The sequence below is a fragment of the Arthrobacter sp. fls2-241-R2A-200 genome, assembly GCF_030209745.1.
GTDB lineage: Bacteria > Actinomycetota > Actinomycetes > Actinomycetales > Micrococcaceae > Arthrobacter.
Window position 1 is genome coordinate 154720 of record NZ_JARVRJ010000001.1, and the last position, 14845, is coordinate 169564.

Annotated in this window: 11 protein-coding genes; 3 read left to right on the forward strand and 8 right to left on the reverse strand. The window is 63.8% G+C overall.

Features of this window, described 5'->3' with window-relative positions:
- Window positions 1–6: 6 nt before the first annotated feature.
- Window positions 7–783 carry a triose-phosphate isomerase family protein gene (locus QRN42_RS00725; protein WP_284977843.1) on the forward strand — a complete coding sequence of 259 codons (777 nt, stop codon included), beginning with the start codon at window positions 7–9 and terminating at the stop codon, window positions 781–783.
- On the opposite strand, the gene QRN42_RS00730 is transcribed toward QRN42_RS00725, so the two are convergent.
- The gene (locus QRN42_RS00730) at window positions 780–4403 is read right to left on the reverse strand and encodes a TM0106 family RecB-like putative nuclease (RefSeq protein ID WP_284977562.1); all 3624 of its coding nucleotides are present in this window, start codon (window positions 4401–4403) and stop codon (window positions 780–782) included. The genes QRN42_RS00725 and QRN42_RS00730 overlap by 4 nt on opposite strands.
- A gap of 389 nt (window positions 4404–4792) precedes the next feature.
- Here QRN42_RS00730 and QRN42_RS00735 point away from each other — a divergent pair, with 389 nt between their 5' ends.
- Window positions 4793–7249 (forward strand): Tex family protein, encoded by a 2457-nt coding sequence (locus tag QRN42_RS00735; protein WP_284977563.1) that lies wholly within the window; start codon window positions 4793–4795, stop codon window positions 7247–7249.
- Between the two features lie 50 nt (window positions 7250–7299).
- On the opposite strand, the gene QRN42_RS00740 is transcribed toward QRN42_RS00735, so the two are convergent.
- The 7 genes from QRN42_RS00740 to pxpA all read right to left on the reverse strand — a co-directional run bounded on the left by QRN42_RS00740 (window position 7300) and on the right by pxpA (window position 13263).
- On the reverse strand, window positions 7300–8346 hold the full coding sequence (locus tag QRN42_RS00740) for an alpha/beta hydrolase (RefSeq protein WP_284977564.1): 1047 nt from the start codon (window positions 8344–8346) through the stop codon (window positions 7300–7302).
- 21 nt (window positions 8347–8367) lie between these two features.
- On the reverse strand, window positions 8368–8769 hold the full coding sequence (locus QRN42_RS00745; RefSeq protein WP_284977565.1) for a DUF1622 domain-containing protein: 402 nt from the start codon (window positions 8767–8769) through the stop codon (window positions 8368–8370).
- 181 nt (window positions 8770–8950) lie between these two features.
- Complete coding sequence (locus QRN42_RS00750; protein WP_284977566.1) at window positions 8951–9931, reverse strand: 5-oxoprolinase subunit C family protein; 981 nt, start codon at window positions 9929–9931, stop codon at window positions 8951–8953.
- Window positions 9921–10844, reverse strand: a complete 924-nt coding sequence (locus QRN42_RS00755; RefSeq protein WP_284977567.1) for a 5-oxoprolinase subunit B family protein — start codon at window positions 10842–10844, stop codon at window positions 9921–9923. Before QRN42_RS00755 ends, QRN42_RS00750 begins: the two co-directional genes overlap by 11 nt.
- A complete protein-coding gene (locus QRN42_RS00760; protein ID WP_350224855.1) occupies window positions 10841–12196 on the reverse strand; it encodes an acetyl-CoA carboxylase biotin carboxylase subunit in 1356 nt (451 codons plus the stop codon). Before QRN42_RS00760 ends, QRN42_RS00755 begins: the two co-directional genes overlap by 4 nt.
- 6 nt (window positions 12197–12202) lie before the next feature.
- Window positions 12203–12442, reverse strand: coding sequence for an acetyl-CoA carboxylase (locus tag QRN42_RS00765; RefSeq protein ID WP_090820234.1), 240 nt, complete (start codon window positions 12440–12442; stop codon window positions 12203–12205).
- Between the two features lie 56 nt (window positions 12443–12498).
- Window positions 12499–13263: a 5-oxoprolinase subunit PxpA gene (pxpA, locus tag QRN42_RS00770; protein ID WP_284977568.1), complete on the reverse strand. Its 765-nt coding sequence runs from the start codon at window positions 13261–13263 to the stop codon at window positions 12499–12501.
- Window positions 13264–13384: 121 nt separating this feature from the next.
- Here pxpA and QRN42_RS00775 point away from each other — a divergent pair, with 121 nt between their 5' ends.
- On the forward strand, window positions 13385–14845 hold the full coding sequence (locus tag QRN42_RS00775) for a PucR family transcriptional regulator (RefSeq protein ID WP_284977569.1): 1461 nt from the start codon (window positions 13385–13387) through the stop codon (window positions 14843–14845).

Consider the following 14845-nt stretch of genomic DNA (forward strand, 5'->3'; position numbering starts at 1 on the left):
TCTTCCATGCAGGACACCCTGTTCATTGGCGTCAGCAGCAAGATGTACATGGGCTACGCACAGAGCCTGGTGTGGCTGGAGCAATTGCTCGCAGAAGTGGACGCCCGTCCGGCCCTCGCGGCCGGGCGGGTTGTCCCGTTCGTCATCCCGTCCTTCCCGGTGCTGCCCGAGGCTGCACGCTTGATGGCCGGTACCCCCTTGCTTCTCGGTGCGCAGAACTGCGGTTGGGCTGAGGGACCGTGGACGGGCGAGGTTTCACCGTCGATGCTGGCGGAACTGGGTGCTGGCTTGGTGGAGATCGGCCATGCGGAACGACGTCAATTCTTCGCGGAGGACGATCCTATGGTGGCACTGAAGGTCCGCGCGGCGTTGGGCGCTGGGATCACACCTTTGCTCTGCGTGGGGGAGGCGGAGACTGCCGAGCCGGCGGAAGCAGCAGGTACGGTCTTCCGCCAGATCGAGGCAGCCGTGTCCGGCGACTGGTCCGCAGCCTCGAAACTCCTCATCGCGTACGAACCGGTGTGGGCAATAGGGGCACCCGAACCGGCGTCGAGCACGTATGTGTCCAAGGTAGTTGCCGCCTTGCGCGCCGCCCTTTCCCAGTACGGCCTCTCGGGGTTGCCTGTGATTTACGGCGGCTCGGCCAAGCCGGGGCTGTTGCCCGGGCTCTCCGGGGTTTCCGGTCTTTTCCTTGGCCGCTTCGCCCATGATGCCGCGAACTTTGGTGCTGTCCTCGACGAGGCACTTACCCTCTCCAACCGGGTCGCACATCAGGCCGTTTAGCGGGAACCGATCGTCTTCATCTGCTGGTTAGTTGGGTAACCCGGCGTGGCGCCGCCGCGCTGGCAGAGGGCCACGAACCCACCGAGGTTCTCCAGGCCCTCGGGGTGCGTGGGGAGGTAGTTGGTCAGTTCAGGTGAACGCACGACGACGGCACGCCACTGACCGCGTGAGACCGCCACGTTGATCCGGTTGCGTGAGAGCAGGAACTCCATGCCGCGCGGAACCTCTCCAGCGGCGGACGCGGCCATGGAGACGATGACAACGGGCGCTTCCTGGCCTTGGAACTTATCCACGGTCCCTACGCGCACCTTGCCCAGACCCGCGGCCCGGAGTTCGTGCTTGATGAGCTGGACTTGGGCGTTGTAGGCCGCGACCACCAGGATGTCGGGTTCGTCGAGTGGTCTGCTGTCTTCCGAGTGGGATGGATCGAGCCAGAGCAGGCCGAGGTGCGCTTTGACCTGACGCACTACTTCCGCAGCTTCTTCGGGGGACGACGACGAGTTGCCGCTGTGTGGGACGTAAACGCAGGAGACGCCTGGCTTTACTCCCTCCAGACGGCGCAACTCAGCTGCCGGTGCGGACTCCAGCCGATTGTCATAGGACAGCTCGGAGACGGCGCTGCAAAGGTCCGGGTGCATCCGCCATGACGATGCCAGGAAGTAACCCAGCTCTGGCGGCAGGGTGTTGTGGCCGTCCGATAGCCAGCCCAACGCGGATTCATCCACCGGCTCCGGATGCTTTCCTTGGGTCACTTGGGGCAGCTGTTGGGGGTCGCCCAAGAGCAAAAGCCGTTTGGCCGCGCGGCTCACGGCCATGGTGTTGGCGAGGGAGAACTGCCCGGCCTCGTCGATGACCAGCAGATCCAACACCCCTGCTGGAACGTCCTTGCCCACCATGGTCCACGCCGTACCGCCAATGAGGCCGCCGCCGGCGCTGGAAAGAAGTTCCTGGACATGGCCTTTACCGCATTGCTTCCATGGCACGGGGTCGTTGTGTTTGACCTCTTTTGCTACCCGGTAGGGATCGACTCCGGCTTTCTCCACGGCCGCGCACAGCAGGTTCTCCACCACCGCATGTGATTGCCCAACTACTCCCACCTTCCAGCCTTTGGCCACGAGCGCGGCGATGACATGCGCGCCCACGTACGTCTTGCCACTGCCCGGCGGACCTTGGACGGCGAGGTAGGAGTGTTCAAGGTCTTGAACTGCCTCAGTGATGGCATCGATGTAGCCGTCCGGCCCTGGCCTCACGGCTGGAAGCGCTGCGAGCGTGCGGAGCTTCGGGGGCTTCCGCCGAACGAGGTCCAATGCCGGGTCTTGGGGCCAATCAGGCAATGAGTCATCCAGCTTTGCAGCCAAGGCAGCCAGTGCAGCCTTCTGGCCGTTGGTGGGAATGGGGGTGTCCGGAGTCAGCGCCATGGGCACCTGGCTGAACTCGGCGGAGTCTTTGCGGAGACCTTCCCGGATAGTCGCCGTCTCCGCGTCGCCTCTTTCCCCGATCCCGATAACTTCGGTCCCTGGCCAGCCCGCCCGACCAAGTGCCGCTGATGCCTTCTCGGCAAGGGCGTCGGGCAGGGGCGCACCATACATGCGGAAGTACGTCTTCCCCGGCTCCAAGCCAGAGCCGTCCCCTGAACGGCCTATCAGTTCAACGATCCGGGCTGGGTTACTACGAGGTGTTGGTTTGGCCCAATCCTGGAGCACCAGGGCCTGTTCCACGACGAAAATGTCCCGCTCGTCAGGCCATTGGCTGGCGGGTTTCTCCAGACGGTCAAAGTGTCCCCACCAGTACTGCTTGTCCTCGCGGCGGTGATAGCCGACGCCCGCAGCAACGATAGCGATGGCCCGTGAATCTGCCGAGGCCCGCTGTTCCTCGGGGAGGCCGGCCAGGTAATCCAAGAGGGCCGTTTCCTCAGGGGCGGCCTCGTACCCGGGCGTGGATTCTTCCGGGCCACGGGGCGGGTCCCCCTCCACGACGCCGGCGCCGGCCGGCTCAATGTCACGTCCAGCCGAGAGCCTCAGCAGCCAGTTCCGCAGTTCCAACGTCGACAGGCAGTCGTACTCGTTGTAGTCGCGGATGCTCTCCAGAATTGTGGCGGCATCTTCGGCCCGTCCGACGTCCCGGGCCGTGCAATAGTCAGCGTAGGCAACCACGGAAGCTCCGGCGTCGACGACGTCCCCCGAGCGCAGATGCTGTCCCATGTACAGCGGTTCAAGTTTCTTGATGCTGTAGGAGTTTTCCGAGATGCGGATGCTGTGCCGCACGGTGTCATAGAGGTCCACCAAGACACCGTCCCGCAGGAGGTCGTCGACGGCGTTCTCACCCACTATGTGCGTTAGGGACAGATTCCTCAGCGCCGTTTTCTCATAAGCGGCGTAGTGGTAGATATGCATGTTCGGATACTTGGCGCGCCGTTTTGCCACGTAGTCGAGGAACTCTACGAATGCTTGGCCTTCCTCGGCCCGGGAGTGAGCCCAGAAGGGCCGGAAGACCGGGTCAGCCCCGGGGCTCAGCGGGTTCTCAATGACGCCGAAGAGATACTCAAGGCCCCACTTTCCGGTGGCAGGATCCTCCCACAGGGGGTCGCCTTCAAAGTCGAAAAAGATATCACCGGGATCGGGTGCGGGAATGCGGCCCAAGGTGTTTTCAGGCAACACTTCGTAGCTGATGGCTTTGGCTTGTCCGGCTTTATCCGTGTAGTTGACGGTCCCATCGGGATGACCGGTTCCGGTCTGAAGCCGTGCTTGCCCGCGCAGGCGCATGAACGTGGAATCGTTGGTATCCGCGGGCGATGCCGCCAGCTGATCGATGGTGGTGATTCCGGCCATGATCAGCTTTTTCCTGCGGCTCATGCGCATACCAGCAACCATCAGGAGATCCCGATGCAAGGTGACCTGTTCCGTGCAGTAGTCGCACCTGCCGCAGGCAGAGAAGCTGGAGTCACCCCACTCAACCGGGCCGCTGCCGGAAATATGCATGGCCGTCATGCCTAGGAAGCGCTCGCGGCGTTCCTTGAACACGGGAAGGATCTGGGAAAGGGGATGATCGCTATTCACCCTATTGCCAAGAACCAACGTGAGGGTGGGATCCGGAGTGATGCCCGCCTGCAGGAGTTGGTCCCCATACGCCGCCAGCTGCAAGAGGGCTGTGACTTTGGCGTGCCTGGCCAGCTTGGTGTCGTAGACGGCGTAGTGGCCTCCGTGCCTCTTCACCAGGAAGTCCGAGCGGCCGTGGAATCGACCGTCAAAGAAAGCGGCTTGGAAAACCACATCCGCCCCTGACCGCAGGGCTTCAATGGACTCCGCATGCTTGGCCGCAAGGGTGGCACGATCCATTGCCTCGGCGGGAACGACGTCGTAAACGCCTCTTCCCGTGACCGGATTCCAGGCACCGAAAGTGTCCACGAACTCGTCAAGGACGCGGTGTTCGTGGACGTCCCCCAACCTTGAGGTCCGCTCCAGCATGGCATCAGCGGGAAAGTCAGGCCTTGCTGAGCGGCCAAGTTTCTCGTCAAGTTTGCGCAGCAGTTGGTATTCGCACGTAGCGGCGATGACGAGGTCGCTGGCGGAAAAAACCAGGTCCGGCTGTGCCCCCGCTGTCTCAGGATCGAGAAAGAACACCGCGGTCCACCTACCTTCCGTGCCAGGAATGAATGCCTTCCAGCCAAGCTATCAGCGGGCACCGACAATATAGAGGGCAAGGCATTCCTAATCGGACAATCAGCTGGGCGTCCATGTCTTTTGGGAGCCTGATCGGGCGCGAGCGTGAGGTACCTTGCTGCTGCAGGATCGCATTGAGCGCATCTTGCTGGGAACGTTTCCGAAAAAAGAATTTGTCCGTGGCGCCGAAAACGGACACCCAGAACCCCCAGCCGCCGCGAGGCATCCGTGGCAGAACGCCTCGCGGCCCGCTTGTCCAAGCCTGATTCAACTACAGCACTAACCCGGCCCCCGGGATAGCCCTTGTGGAAAAGCGAACTGAAACTGTCGGCCGGGTGAGGCAAACTGTCATGGTGACTTTAAATCTCCAGCGCCAGCCAGCAGCTTCCGTAGATACGGCCATCCATGCCTTGATCGCTTCTGAACTCGGCGTCAAGGCATGGCAGGTTAAGGCAGCGGTGGAACTGCTCGACGGCGGATCCACCGTCCCCTTCATCGCCCGCTATCGCAAGGAAGTCACCGGGACGCTCGATGACACCCAATTGCGGGACCTCGAAGAACGGCTGCGTTACCTGCGTGAACTGGAGGACCGCCGCCGGTCCGTCCTTGAGGCGATTGCTGCCCAAGGCAAACTGACCCCGGAACTGGAGGCCGCCGTCGTCGGAGCGGACACCAAGGCCAGGCTGGAAGATATCTACCTTCCGTTCAAATCCAAGCGCCGCACCAAAGCCCAGATCGCGCGGGAGGCGGGGCTGGAACCGCTCGCCGATGTCCTGCTGGCGAACCCGCAGCTGGACCCCGCGGCTGAAGCTGCGAAGTACCTGAACGCCGAGCATGCAATAGGGGACGCTGCTGCCGCGCTCGCAGGTGCCCGCGCCATTTTGGTGGAGCGGGTGGGGCAAGATGCGGATCTGGCAGAGGATCTGCGTGAGCGCCTGTGGAAGCAGGGGCGCATGGTGTCCCGCGTCAAGAAGGGCATGGAGGCCGAAGGCCAAAAGTTCAAGGACTACTTCGAGTTCACGCAGGTACCTTCCGGCATGCCGTCGCACCGGGTGCTCGCCCTCTTGCGCGGCGAGAAGGATGGGATCCTGGAGTTGGATCTCGCCGAAGCGGACCCGGCTGACGACGACGCCCTGGCCGCCGCCCGCAGCCGCTATGAGAACGCTGTGGCCACGCGCCTCGGCGTCGCCAACCATGGCCGGCCTGCTGACGCCTGGCTGATGCAGACCGCCCAACTGGCCTGGCGCGGCCGCATCTTGGATCGCCTCACAACGGATCTCCGCGGACGGATGTTTGCTGACGCCGAGGACGAAGCCGTGCGGGTCTTCGCTGCGAACCTCCGTGATGTCCTCCTTGCCGCTCCCGCCGGGAACAGGGCCACACTAGGCTTGGATCCAGGGCTCCGGACGGGTGTAAAGGTCGCGGTGGTGGACGGCACCGGCAAAGTTGTCACCACGGACACTATCTACCCGCACGCTCCCGCCAAGAAGTGGGACGAGGCATTGGCCACACTGGTGCGGCTGGCCAAACAACACAACGTGGAACTCGTCGCGATCGGCAACGGGACAGCCTCCCGAGAAACGGACAAGCTTGCCACTGAGCTCATCAAGTCCCTTGAAGCCGCTGGCTCCAAGGGCGTCCAGAAGCTTGTGGTGTCCGAGGCTGGCGCATCTGTGTATTCGGCCTCCGCCTTGGCGGCCTCTGAACTTCCCGGCATGGATGTTTCACTCCGCGGCGCGGTCTCCATTGCCCGGCGGTTGCAGGATCCGTTGGCCGAATTGGTCAAAATCGAACCCAAGTCCATTGGCGTGGGCCAGTATCAGCACGATGTCACTGCCGCGAAGCTGGATAGATCCCTTGATGCCGTGGTTGAGGACTGCGTGAACGCTGTTGGTGTTGACGTCAATACGGCCTCCCCGGCGCTACTTAGCCGGGTGGCCGGCGTCGGACCGCTCCTCAGCGAGAACATCGTGGCGTACCGCAACGAGAATGGACCTTTCGCCAAGCGAAGCGACCTGAAGAAAGTCCCGAGGCTCGGTGCCAAGGCCTTCGAACAGTGCGCGGGATTTCTCCGGATCACCGGGGGAGCGGAACCACTCGATGCTTCCAGCGTCCACCCCGAGGCGTACTCCGTAGCGCGGAAGATCCTGGCGGCGGCCGGCGGTGGACCGACAACCGTTCTGGATCCGCAGGCTTTCGTTGACGGCACCTTTGGCCTTCCGACGGTTCGGGACATCATGACCGAACTCGAGAAACCCGGCCGTGACCCCCGGCCGGCGTTCAAAGCCGCCGCCTTCTCCGAAGGGATCGAGAAGATCTCGGACCTCAAACCAGGCATGATCCTTGAAGGCACGGTGACCAACGTGGCCGCGTTCGGTGCCTTCGTCGACGTCGGAGTCCACCAAGACGGTTTGGTGCACGTATCCGCACTGTCGAACAGGTTCGTCTCGGATCCGCGGGAGATCGTGAAGTCAGGGCAGGTGGTCCGGGTCAAGGTTCTCGAGGCCGACCCCGAACGCAAGCGGATCTCGCTGACGTTAAGGCTCGACGACGAGCCGGGCGCCGCTGGTGGGCGTGGTTCCGGTGCTCGTGATGCAGGTGCTCGTGATGCCGGCGCGCAGCGTGCAACTGCGCAGCGTGCAGGCGGCCAGCCGGGCCCGCGCGGCGGCTCGCAACCGGGGCAGGGCGAGCGCCGGCAGGGGAACTCTCGCCAAGGCAAGCCCCAAGGAAAGCCTCAGCAAGCCCCCGCAGCTCCCGGCAACACAGCCATGGCCGAGGCACTCCGCCGCGCCGGGCTTGGCAAGTAGCCTGCTGTCGGCATGATCCAGCGTGCTGCACGGTGGGATTCGCCGGCGCGTCACAAGTCAGCCGTCCTGGCCTTCCACACGAGTGCGTCAGCTTGCTGTAGCGCCACCGGAAGCCAGCGGCCGATGCGTTCGAGGGCCAGCCGCCGGATAGGTTCGGACGACAGGAAGATGTCGTGCAAAGCGTTGGGCAGGCGGCTGATTGTCACAGTGTCCGCCAAGGACAGCGCCCGGTGGGCGACGGCGTCCACGTTGAGTGCGACGTCCGCTGTGAGCGCGTTGGCGGACCACTTTGGCTGGAGGTAGCTCTTGTCCGAGAGCAACACGAGCACCGGGATGTCGATGCCAAGGCCTGCAGCCACGGTTGCCTGCCCTCGAAATACGGCGTCAAGGAATGCGGGGGTGATGGGAAACCCGCGATCCGGCCGCCATTGAAGGTTGTAGTCCCATTCGCCGTCGAGCGTGGCTGATACGGCTCGGGTGTAGATGCCGGGATCCACGGGCGGCAACGGCACCAGGGGGTGAAGGCGGGCGCGCAGCCCCACTAGGGGCGCAATGGCACGCCGCCCGAACTCGGTGGCTTGGAATTCCAGCCACGGACTGTTGAGGATCAGTGCATCCGCGGCGCCGGGATGGCGGTGGGCCCACAGGCTCAGGGTAAGTCCGCCGGTGGAGTGGCCCAGCAGGATCAGGGGCCGCTTCGTTCCAGCCGCAGCACCAGACCGGCCCATGGCTTCCAATGCGGCTGCGATATCGGAGTCGTAGTCGGCAAGGTCCGTCACGAAACCCGGAGTCAGTCCCGGACGGAGGCTCCGGCCGTAATTGCGCAGGTCCAGGGCGTAGAAACGTGCGCCGGCTCGGTGCCAGAACTCGGCCACATGGCGCTGGAAAAAGTAGTCGGACCAACCGTGCACGTAAAGTACGTCTGCGTCGATGCCCGGCGTCGATACTTGGTCTGTCTCTCCCGCCCAGGGCTGCTCGGCGCCGTCGGGGCGTGCGCCAAGGTACCTGACCAACGTGGCGACAGCACCGGCGTCGAGCTGTAGCGTTAGTTGCTCAAAGCCCTCACCCAGAATGTCAGGAGTCCACGGCGGCGTCATGGTCGGATCGTCGCTGCGGGCCTAGGACGGAACCGAGGTGCTGGGCGCCGAGGTACCACTTCCGGGGTTCTTTTCCTTTTGCCATGGCCAGCGGCCGGTGATTTCCAACTCGAGGGAGAAGCTCAAGAACGTCCGGATCAGAACAATAATCGCCAGAACTCCGACACTTTCAAACGTCGGGGTGACCGCAACGGTGCGGATAATGTCGGCAGCCACCAGGAGCTCAAGACCCAGCAGGATCGATCGCCCCAGTAGTTGCCGGTAAGCCCGGTACGGCGAGAACGGGGCCAGGCCCTCGGCACGCTCGGGTTGGTAGCCCCGGAGCGCCATCGGAAGCGAAACCACGGCGCCCACCACCATGATGGCCACACCGGCAGCGTCCATGTAGCTGCCGACTTGTTCAATGATGTGCTGGAAATCCATGGTTCTCCCGAGTACGTGCGTCCCTCCACCGTCTCACAGACCCGGTTCCGCACGCAGCGCGGCACGCGCTCCAGGAAGATGCGGCGCGCTCCAGAAAGGTGCGGCCCGCGCTTCAGCAAGACGCGGCGCGCCACCGGCGCACCGCACCTTGCTGATGCCACTTCGCTGATGCAACTTCGGGTCAGGGCTTAGCGCCCAGGGATTCCCACGCCTTGCTCTTCTGCTCGGCGCGTTCCTTGCGGGCGACGATGGCCTCGTCCTGACTGACTGCGACGAATGTGGTCACCGTGCCGGGAGCCGCGCGGGCAACGAGGTCCATGTCCGCACTGATGACGGTTGCGACCATAGCGTAGCCTCCACCGGAGACAGCGTCGCGGTGCAGGATAATGGGCTGGGTTCCTCCGGGAATCTGGATGGAACCCACCGCATAGCCCGCATCCACGATGTTGGAAGGATCTGATCCGGCGCCGAAGGGCTGTTCGCGTTCCTTCCACTCCACGCCTGGACCGGAGTAGCGCAGGCCCATGCGGTCCGCCACAGGAGTGACTTTCCATTCCCCGTTCAGGAGGTTGTCCTTTCCTGCATCGGTGAGCCGGTGGTCGTAGAGGCCCAGGACGATCCGGACGGACTGTTCCTTGGCAAAGGAAGGACGGAAGGACTCAGGGAGCGTCTCAACGGAGGGAAGGTCACCGCGCGCCGAACCAACCGGTACAAGGTCTCCGGCTTCGAGTTTTCTGCCGTTGAGCCCGCCGATACCGCCCAAGGTGTACGTTGAGCGGCTACCCAGGACTTCAGGAACGTCGATCCCGCCCTGGACGGCGATGTAGTACCGGGTGCCGCCCTGGATCACTCCGAAGCTGAGTTCGTCGCCGGCAGCCAGGTGAAGCCGCGTCCACTGGGGCTTGGCCTCTCCGTTGACTTTGACCTCCACGGGGGCGCCGGTGATCGCTATGACGGCCTCGGCGTCGGTCACCAGGACCGGGCCCAAATACGTGCACTCCAGGACAGCATCGCCGGGGCGGTTGCCAACCAACCCGTTTCCCAGTTCCGCGGAATACTGGTCCATGGACCCGCTCTGCGGGATGCCCACGTTGTAGTAGCCCGTGCGGCCTTGGTCCTGAACCGTGGTGGCGAGGCCGGGGTTCTTGATTTCAAATGCCATTGAGGGCCTCCATGAGTTCCTGGTTGTAGGCCTGCGGATCGGACAACGCCCTGCCGGCGTCGAAGGTGACAGGGACTTGACGGTACCGGTAGCTGCCGTCCTCAACCTGGGCTTGGATGGCGTTGTACTCGTCCTCGGTGACCGGCTTGAACTTGACGATGTCGCCCGGGCGGAAGAAGACCATGAAGTCTTTGAAGTCGGCCAGCGACTGCGCGGGATCGTAAATCGGAGCCGCGGCCACCCCAAACATTTGGTAGCCGCCGGCGCCGCGCACTGAATAGATGGCCGCGAAGCAACCGCCGTGGCCCACGGTGAGTTTGGGCGTGTCGGTCCGAGGGCTGAGGTACTTGGGGACCTGCAACTGCTTGTCGCGCTCCACCAACTGGAAGAGGAACGGCAGCCCGGCCACGAAGCCCACCATGGAAACAAGCCAGGGTTGTTCGTGGTGGCGGCGGATGAACTCCGCAGCGTCCTTCAGCCCGTTGACTTTCGCCGCGTAGTCAAGGTCCGTGCCGCCGGGTTCTTGGTGGAACCCTTCGCGGAACCGCTGGGCTACCTCGGCCGTGAAGGGGTCGTCGTACCAGACAGGGACCTCGATGATCCTGGTTTCCAGCGACTGTTCGTCGTGGTTCCGGAGTTCCAGTTCGATCTTCCGGACCGTTGATTCCAGGGTCGACGGCGGCAGGATGTCCGGGTTGAACCGCACCAGGAGCGAGGCGTTGGCGGGGCAGATATCGACGACGCCGGACAGCTCGGCGTCGGCCAGTTTCCTGGCGATCGACATGACCTTGAAGTTCGCGGCGAGGCTCATGGACTCGTCCACTTCAACGAACAGGAACTCGTCACCGCCCCAGGTGTAGCGGGCTTCACTCCGCACGGAGTTTGACGAGAGCGCTGTGCTGGGCGTGGTCATTTCGCCTCCAAAAGATCGGGAGCGGACTCGATGAACTTGGAATGGTGGGTGACGGAGGCGAATTCGGGACGCGCCAGCAGCATCTTATGCACCGGAACGGTTGTTTTGACTCCCTCAACGTGCACGTTGTCGAGGGCTTCAAGGGCGGCGGCGATGGCGGCGTCGCGGTCAGCTGCGTGGACGATCAGCTTTGCCAGCATGGAGTCGTAGTAAGGGCTCACGACGGATCCGGTGTCCACGCCGGTGTCAACCCTGATGCCTTCACCTGAAGGCCATTCAACGGAGCCGAGCTCGCCGGGGCTGGGGAAGAAGTTGTTGCTGGGGTCCTCGGCGTTGATCCGGCACTCGATGGCGTGGCCGGTGAAATGGATGTCGTCCTGGGTGAGGGACATGGAACCGGTGCCTGCGATGAGGAGCTGCTCACGGACCAGGTCCACGCCGGTGATCTGTTCGGTGATGGGGTGTTCCACTTGGATGCGGGTGTTCATCTCGATGAACGCGGCCTCGTGATTCCGGGGGTCGTACAGGAACTCAACGGTCCCGGCTCCCCGGTATCCGCACTGCCTGGCCAGTTCCACGGATGATTCGCGGATGGTGTGCCGCACGGCTTCCGGGAGATCAGGGGCCGGTGCTTCTTCGATGACTTTCTGGGAGCGCCGTTGCATGGAGCAGTCACGGTCGCCGAGGTGGATGAAGTTGGTACCGTCGCCCAGGATCTGGACCTCCACGTGGCGGGCATGCTCAACGAAGCGTTCCAGGTAGACCGTGGGATCACCGAAGACCGACGCTGCCTCGCCACGGGCCATCTCGATAGTCTGCAGCAGTTCGTCCTCGCTGTTGACGAAGCGGATGCCGCGCCCACCGCCGCCGGCAGATGCTTTGACTACCAAGGGGTAGCCGATCCCGGCTGCAATGGCCACAGCGTCGGCGGCCGGGTCCAAGGGACCGTCGGAGCCGCGCAGCACCGGGACGCCGGCCTTGTGGGCCGATTCCCGGGCAAGCGACTTGTTTCCCATCATCTCGATGGCATCGGCGTCCGGTCCTACCCAGATCAACCCGGCGTCCGCCACTTTGCGGGCAAAGGAAGCGTTCTCGGAGAGGAAGCCGTAGCCGGGGTGGACGGCGTCGCAACCTGTTTCAAGGGCAGCGGCGATGATCGCGTCCTGATTAAGGTAGCTGGCGGGCGCTGGTGCGGGACCAACCACCACGTACTCGTCGGCGGTTCGGGCGGCGAGGGACCTGACGTCGGCCTCGCTCACGACCACCACCGTGCCGATACCCATGTCCCGGGCGGTCCGGAGGATCCGGACCGCGATCTCGCCGCGGTTGGCGATCAGCAACTTCTTCATCATGGTTGCCTAACCTTCACGTACGACGACGATGGGGTCGCCCGGGTTGACCATGTCACCTTCGGCCACCTCGAACGATTCGAGGACGCCGGCAACGTCGGACTGGATTTCGGTGAACTGCTTCATGATTTCAACGATGCCCAGGGTTTGGCCTACTTCGATGGTGTCGCCTTCGTTGGCGAACGGAGGCTTGCCGGGACCGGGCTTCCGGTAGAAGATGCCGGGAAGCGGGGAGACGATGGTTCCCATAGGGTGTTCTCGCTTTCAGAGGGTTGTTGGAAAATCAGTGTGAGGACAGGAAGGGGTCAGCGGGCGTCGAGCACAGCTCGGACGGCCGAAGCCACCGCCACCGAATTCGGGGCGTCAGAGTGGACGCAGATACTGCCGAAAGTGATGTCCAGTTCGGTGCCGTCGACAGCCAGGACTGGACCGCCGTCGAGCGCTTTCCTGACGCGGTCAGCCGCGGCATCGGGGTTGGTGGGTTCGGGCCTGCGCTGGATCAGGAGCTCGCCGGCCGGGCCGTAGTTGAGGTCCACGTACAGCTCGGGGATGAAATCCACGCCCATGGCCTTGCAGACGGACTCGTGCGCTGTGCCTGCGAGGCCGAAGAACGGGACGTTGAACAGTTTGGCAACGCCGGCAGCAGCGGCCATGAGCTCCTCGTCACCGGCCAACATTCCATACAGGGCGCCGTGGGGCTTGATGTGGTTCAGCGGCAAGCCGTGTTTGCCCAGAAACGCGGTCAACGCGCCGGTCTGGTAGAGGATGATCGACTCAACCTCTTCCGGCCCGAGGACCATGCGCCGCCGGCCAAAGCCAACGGGATCGGGGAGGCCTGGGTGGGAGCCGACGGCCACGCCGTGTTCGGCGGCGAGTTCCACGGTCCTGTTCATGACGTCCGGATCGCCCGCGTGGTAGCCACAGGCCACGTTGGCGACGTCGATGATCCGCATCAGCTGCTCGTCGTTGCCGAATTCGTGAAGGCCTACGCCTTCGCCCATGTCCGAGTTCAAGAGCACAGCCCTACCGGGGCTGGACGCAGGAGTGCTGGGGGTCACATTCGTATGCATGGGGGCAACGCTATCCAAACGCGGCCTGCAGGGTAATTGTGCAAGCTGCTGAATATTCGCGGGTGGATTATGATGGCTGCACTATTAGTGGGGCGAAGCGCCGCCAATGTTGGAGGCTCACATGCGTGTTTCGGACTTGATGGAAGACCCTGACCTGAAGATTGCCCTTCGGGTCCAAGGGACGCCCGGCCGCTTGGCGAGGCCCATCACCTGGTGTGCCCCGACGGAACACATGGACCCTACCCCCTTCCTCAGCGTCAATGCCCTGGTACTGACCAACGGGATGGGGCTGAATGTCAAGGACTACCGGATCTGGGAAGCCTACGTCGAGCGCCTGATGGAGGTTCCGGTGGCGGGGCTCGTGTTCGGTTTGGGGGCAGCCCACCGCGAGCTCCCGTCGGGTTTGGTGGAAGCCTGCGAGGCACAAGGCCTCCCGCTGTTGGAACTGCCGCCAGAGGTCCCCTTCGTCCTGGTCATGCGGCACGTCGAGCAGGTGATCGCCACCGAACGCTATGAGGAACTCCGTTCGGGGTGGGAGCTGGCCGACGAGTGTACCCGCTTGGCAGCTGACGGCCGCTCGCTGGCCACGGTCCTCGAACGGGTGGCCTCGTTCGTCCAAGCGCGGGTGACGGTGGTGGACGACGTCGGGTTCGAACTTATCGGGGCAGGAGACGCCGGGGGAGGTACTGCGCGGACAACCCTGCGCATTCCGAGCGGAGAGTCGCAGCGTTTCAGGCTCATGATCGAGGGCATCAAAAGCACCGTGGTGCTTCAGCCGATCCTTGGCCCGGTGGCAGCAGTAATCGCCATGCAGTTGAGTTACACGCTGGGATCGCGCTCGCCCTTGCACTCCCGTGAGGCCGCGCGGTTCATGGAGGCGCTTTACGAGGACAGGGGAACCACGCCGGCGCAGCTGAAGCGCCTGGCTGTCGATACTGGCTTTGATCCGGAAGAGACGTGGGGGTCCGTGCTGATCGGTGCGTCCAAGGACATCCCGCGGCTTAAACTCCGGGCCATCGCATGGAGGGCCAGGGTGGGGCTTGAAACCAACTTCGGCATCGTCCGTTTCATGGAGGAGAAGGGGCTGACCACGCTGCTCGTGCAGCAGAAGAGGGGAAGCCTGGGACTTTTGGAGATGATCCGGGGCTTCTTCAACGACGCGCCCGAACTCGCCGTGGTGGTCACGGAGGCCAGCACGCTGAGCGAGCTACCGTTGGCGCTCAACCTGGCCCGCCGCCACCTTGGCAAGCCCGGGGTCCGAACAGCTCCGCTGGCCGACCTGACGGGCATCGTCCAAGGGCTGCCCAGTGCCGGGCTCGTGGCCATGTCCCAGCGGCTGCTGGCGCCGCTGACGTCCGACGGCGGCAGCGCCCTGCGCGAGACCCTCGCCTCCTACTTGCGGCACAGCGGCAGCTCACGGGAAATCTGCGATGAGCTCTTCATTCACAGGAACACCCTCAGCTACAGGCTGCGTAAGATCGAGGACGCCCTGGGCCTGGATCTTTCCAACGGTGAAGTGCGTGCGACGTGTCTGCTGGCCCTCAGCATCGTCGCGGCCCATCCCCAGGGCACGCACGCCTAA

Bases quoted from the DNA above. Each gene is read 5' to 3' on its own strand.
- QRN42_RS00760 (WP_350224855.1), bottom strand. From the start codon at position 12,196: ATGATGAAGAAGTTGCTGATCGCCAACCGCGGCGAGATCGCGGTCCGG.
- QRN42_RS00740 (WP_284977564.1), bottom strand. From the start codon at position 8,346: ATGACGCCGCCGTGGACTCCTGACATTCTGGGTGAGGGCTTTGAGCAA.
- QRN42_RS00750 (WP_284977566.1), bottom strand. From the start codon at position 9,931: ATGGCATTTGAAATCAAGAACCCCGGCCTCGCCACCACGGTTCAGGAC.
- pxpA (WP_284977568.1), bottom strand. From the start codon at position 13,263: ATGCATACGAATGTGACCCCCAGCACTCCTGCGTCCAGCCCCGGTAGG.
- QRN42_RS00745 (WP_284977565.1), bottom strand. From the start codon at position 8,769: ATGGATTTCCAGCACATCATTGAACAAGTCGGCAGCTACATGGACGCT.
- QRN42_RS00775 (WP_284977569.1), top strand. From the start codon at position 13,385: ATGCGTGTTTCGGACTTGATGGAAGACCCTGACCTGAAGATTGCCCTT.
- QRN42_RS00765 (WP_090820234.1), bottom strand. From the start codon at position 12,442: ATGGGAACCATCGTCTCCCCGCTTCCCGGCATCTTCTACCGGAAGCCC.
- QRN42_RS00755 (WP_284977567.1), bottom strand. From the start codon at position 10,844: ATGACCACGCCCAGCACAGCGCTCTCGTCAAACTCCGTGCGGAGTGAA.
- QRN42_RS00735 (WP_284977563.1), top strand. From the start codon at position 4,793: ATGGTGACTTTAAATCTCCAGCGCCAGCCAGCAGCTTCCGTAGATACG.
- QRN42_RS00725 (WP_284977843.1), top strand. From the start codon at position 7: ATGCAGGACACCCTGTTCATTGGCGTCAGCAGCAAGATGTACATGGGC.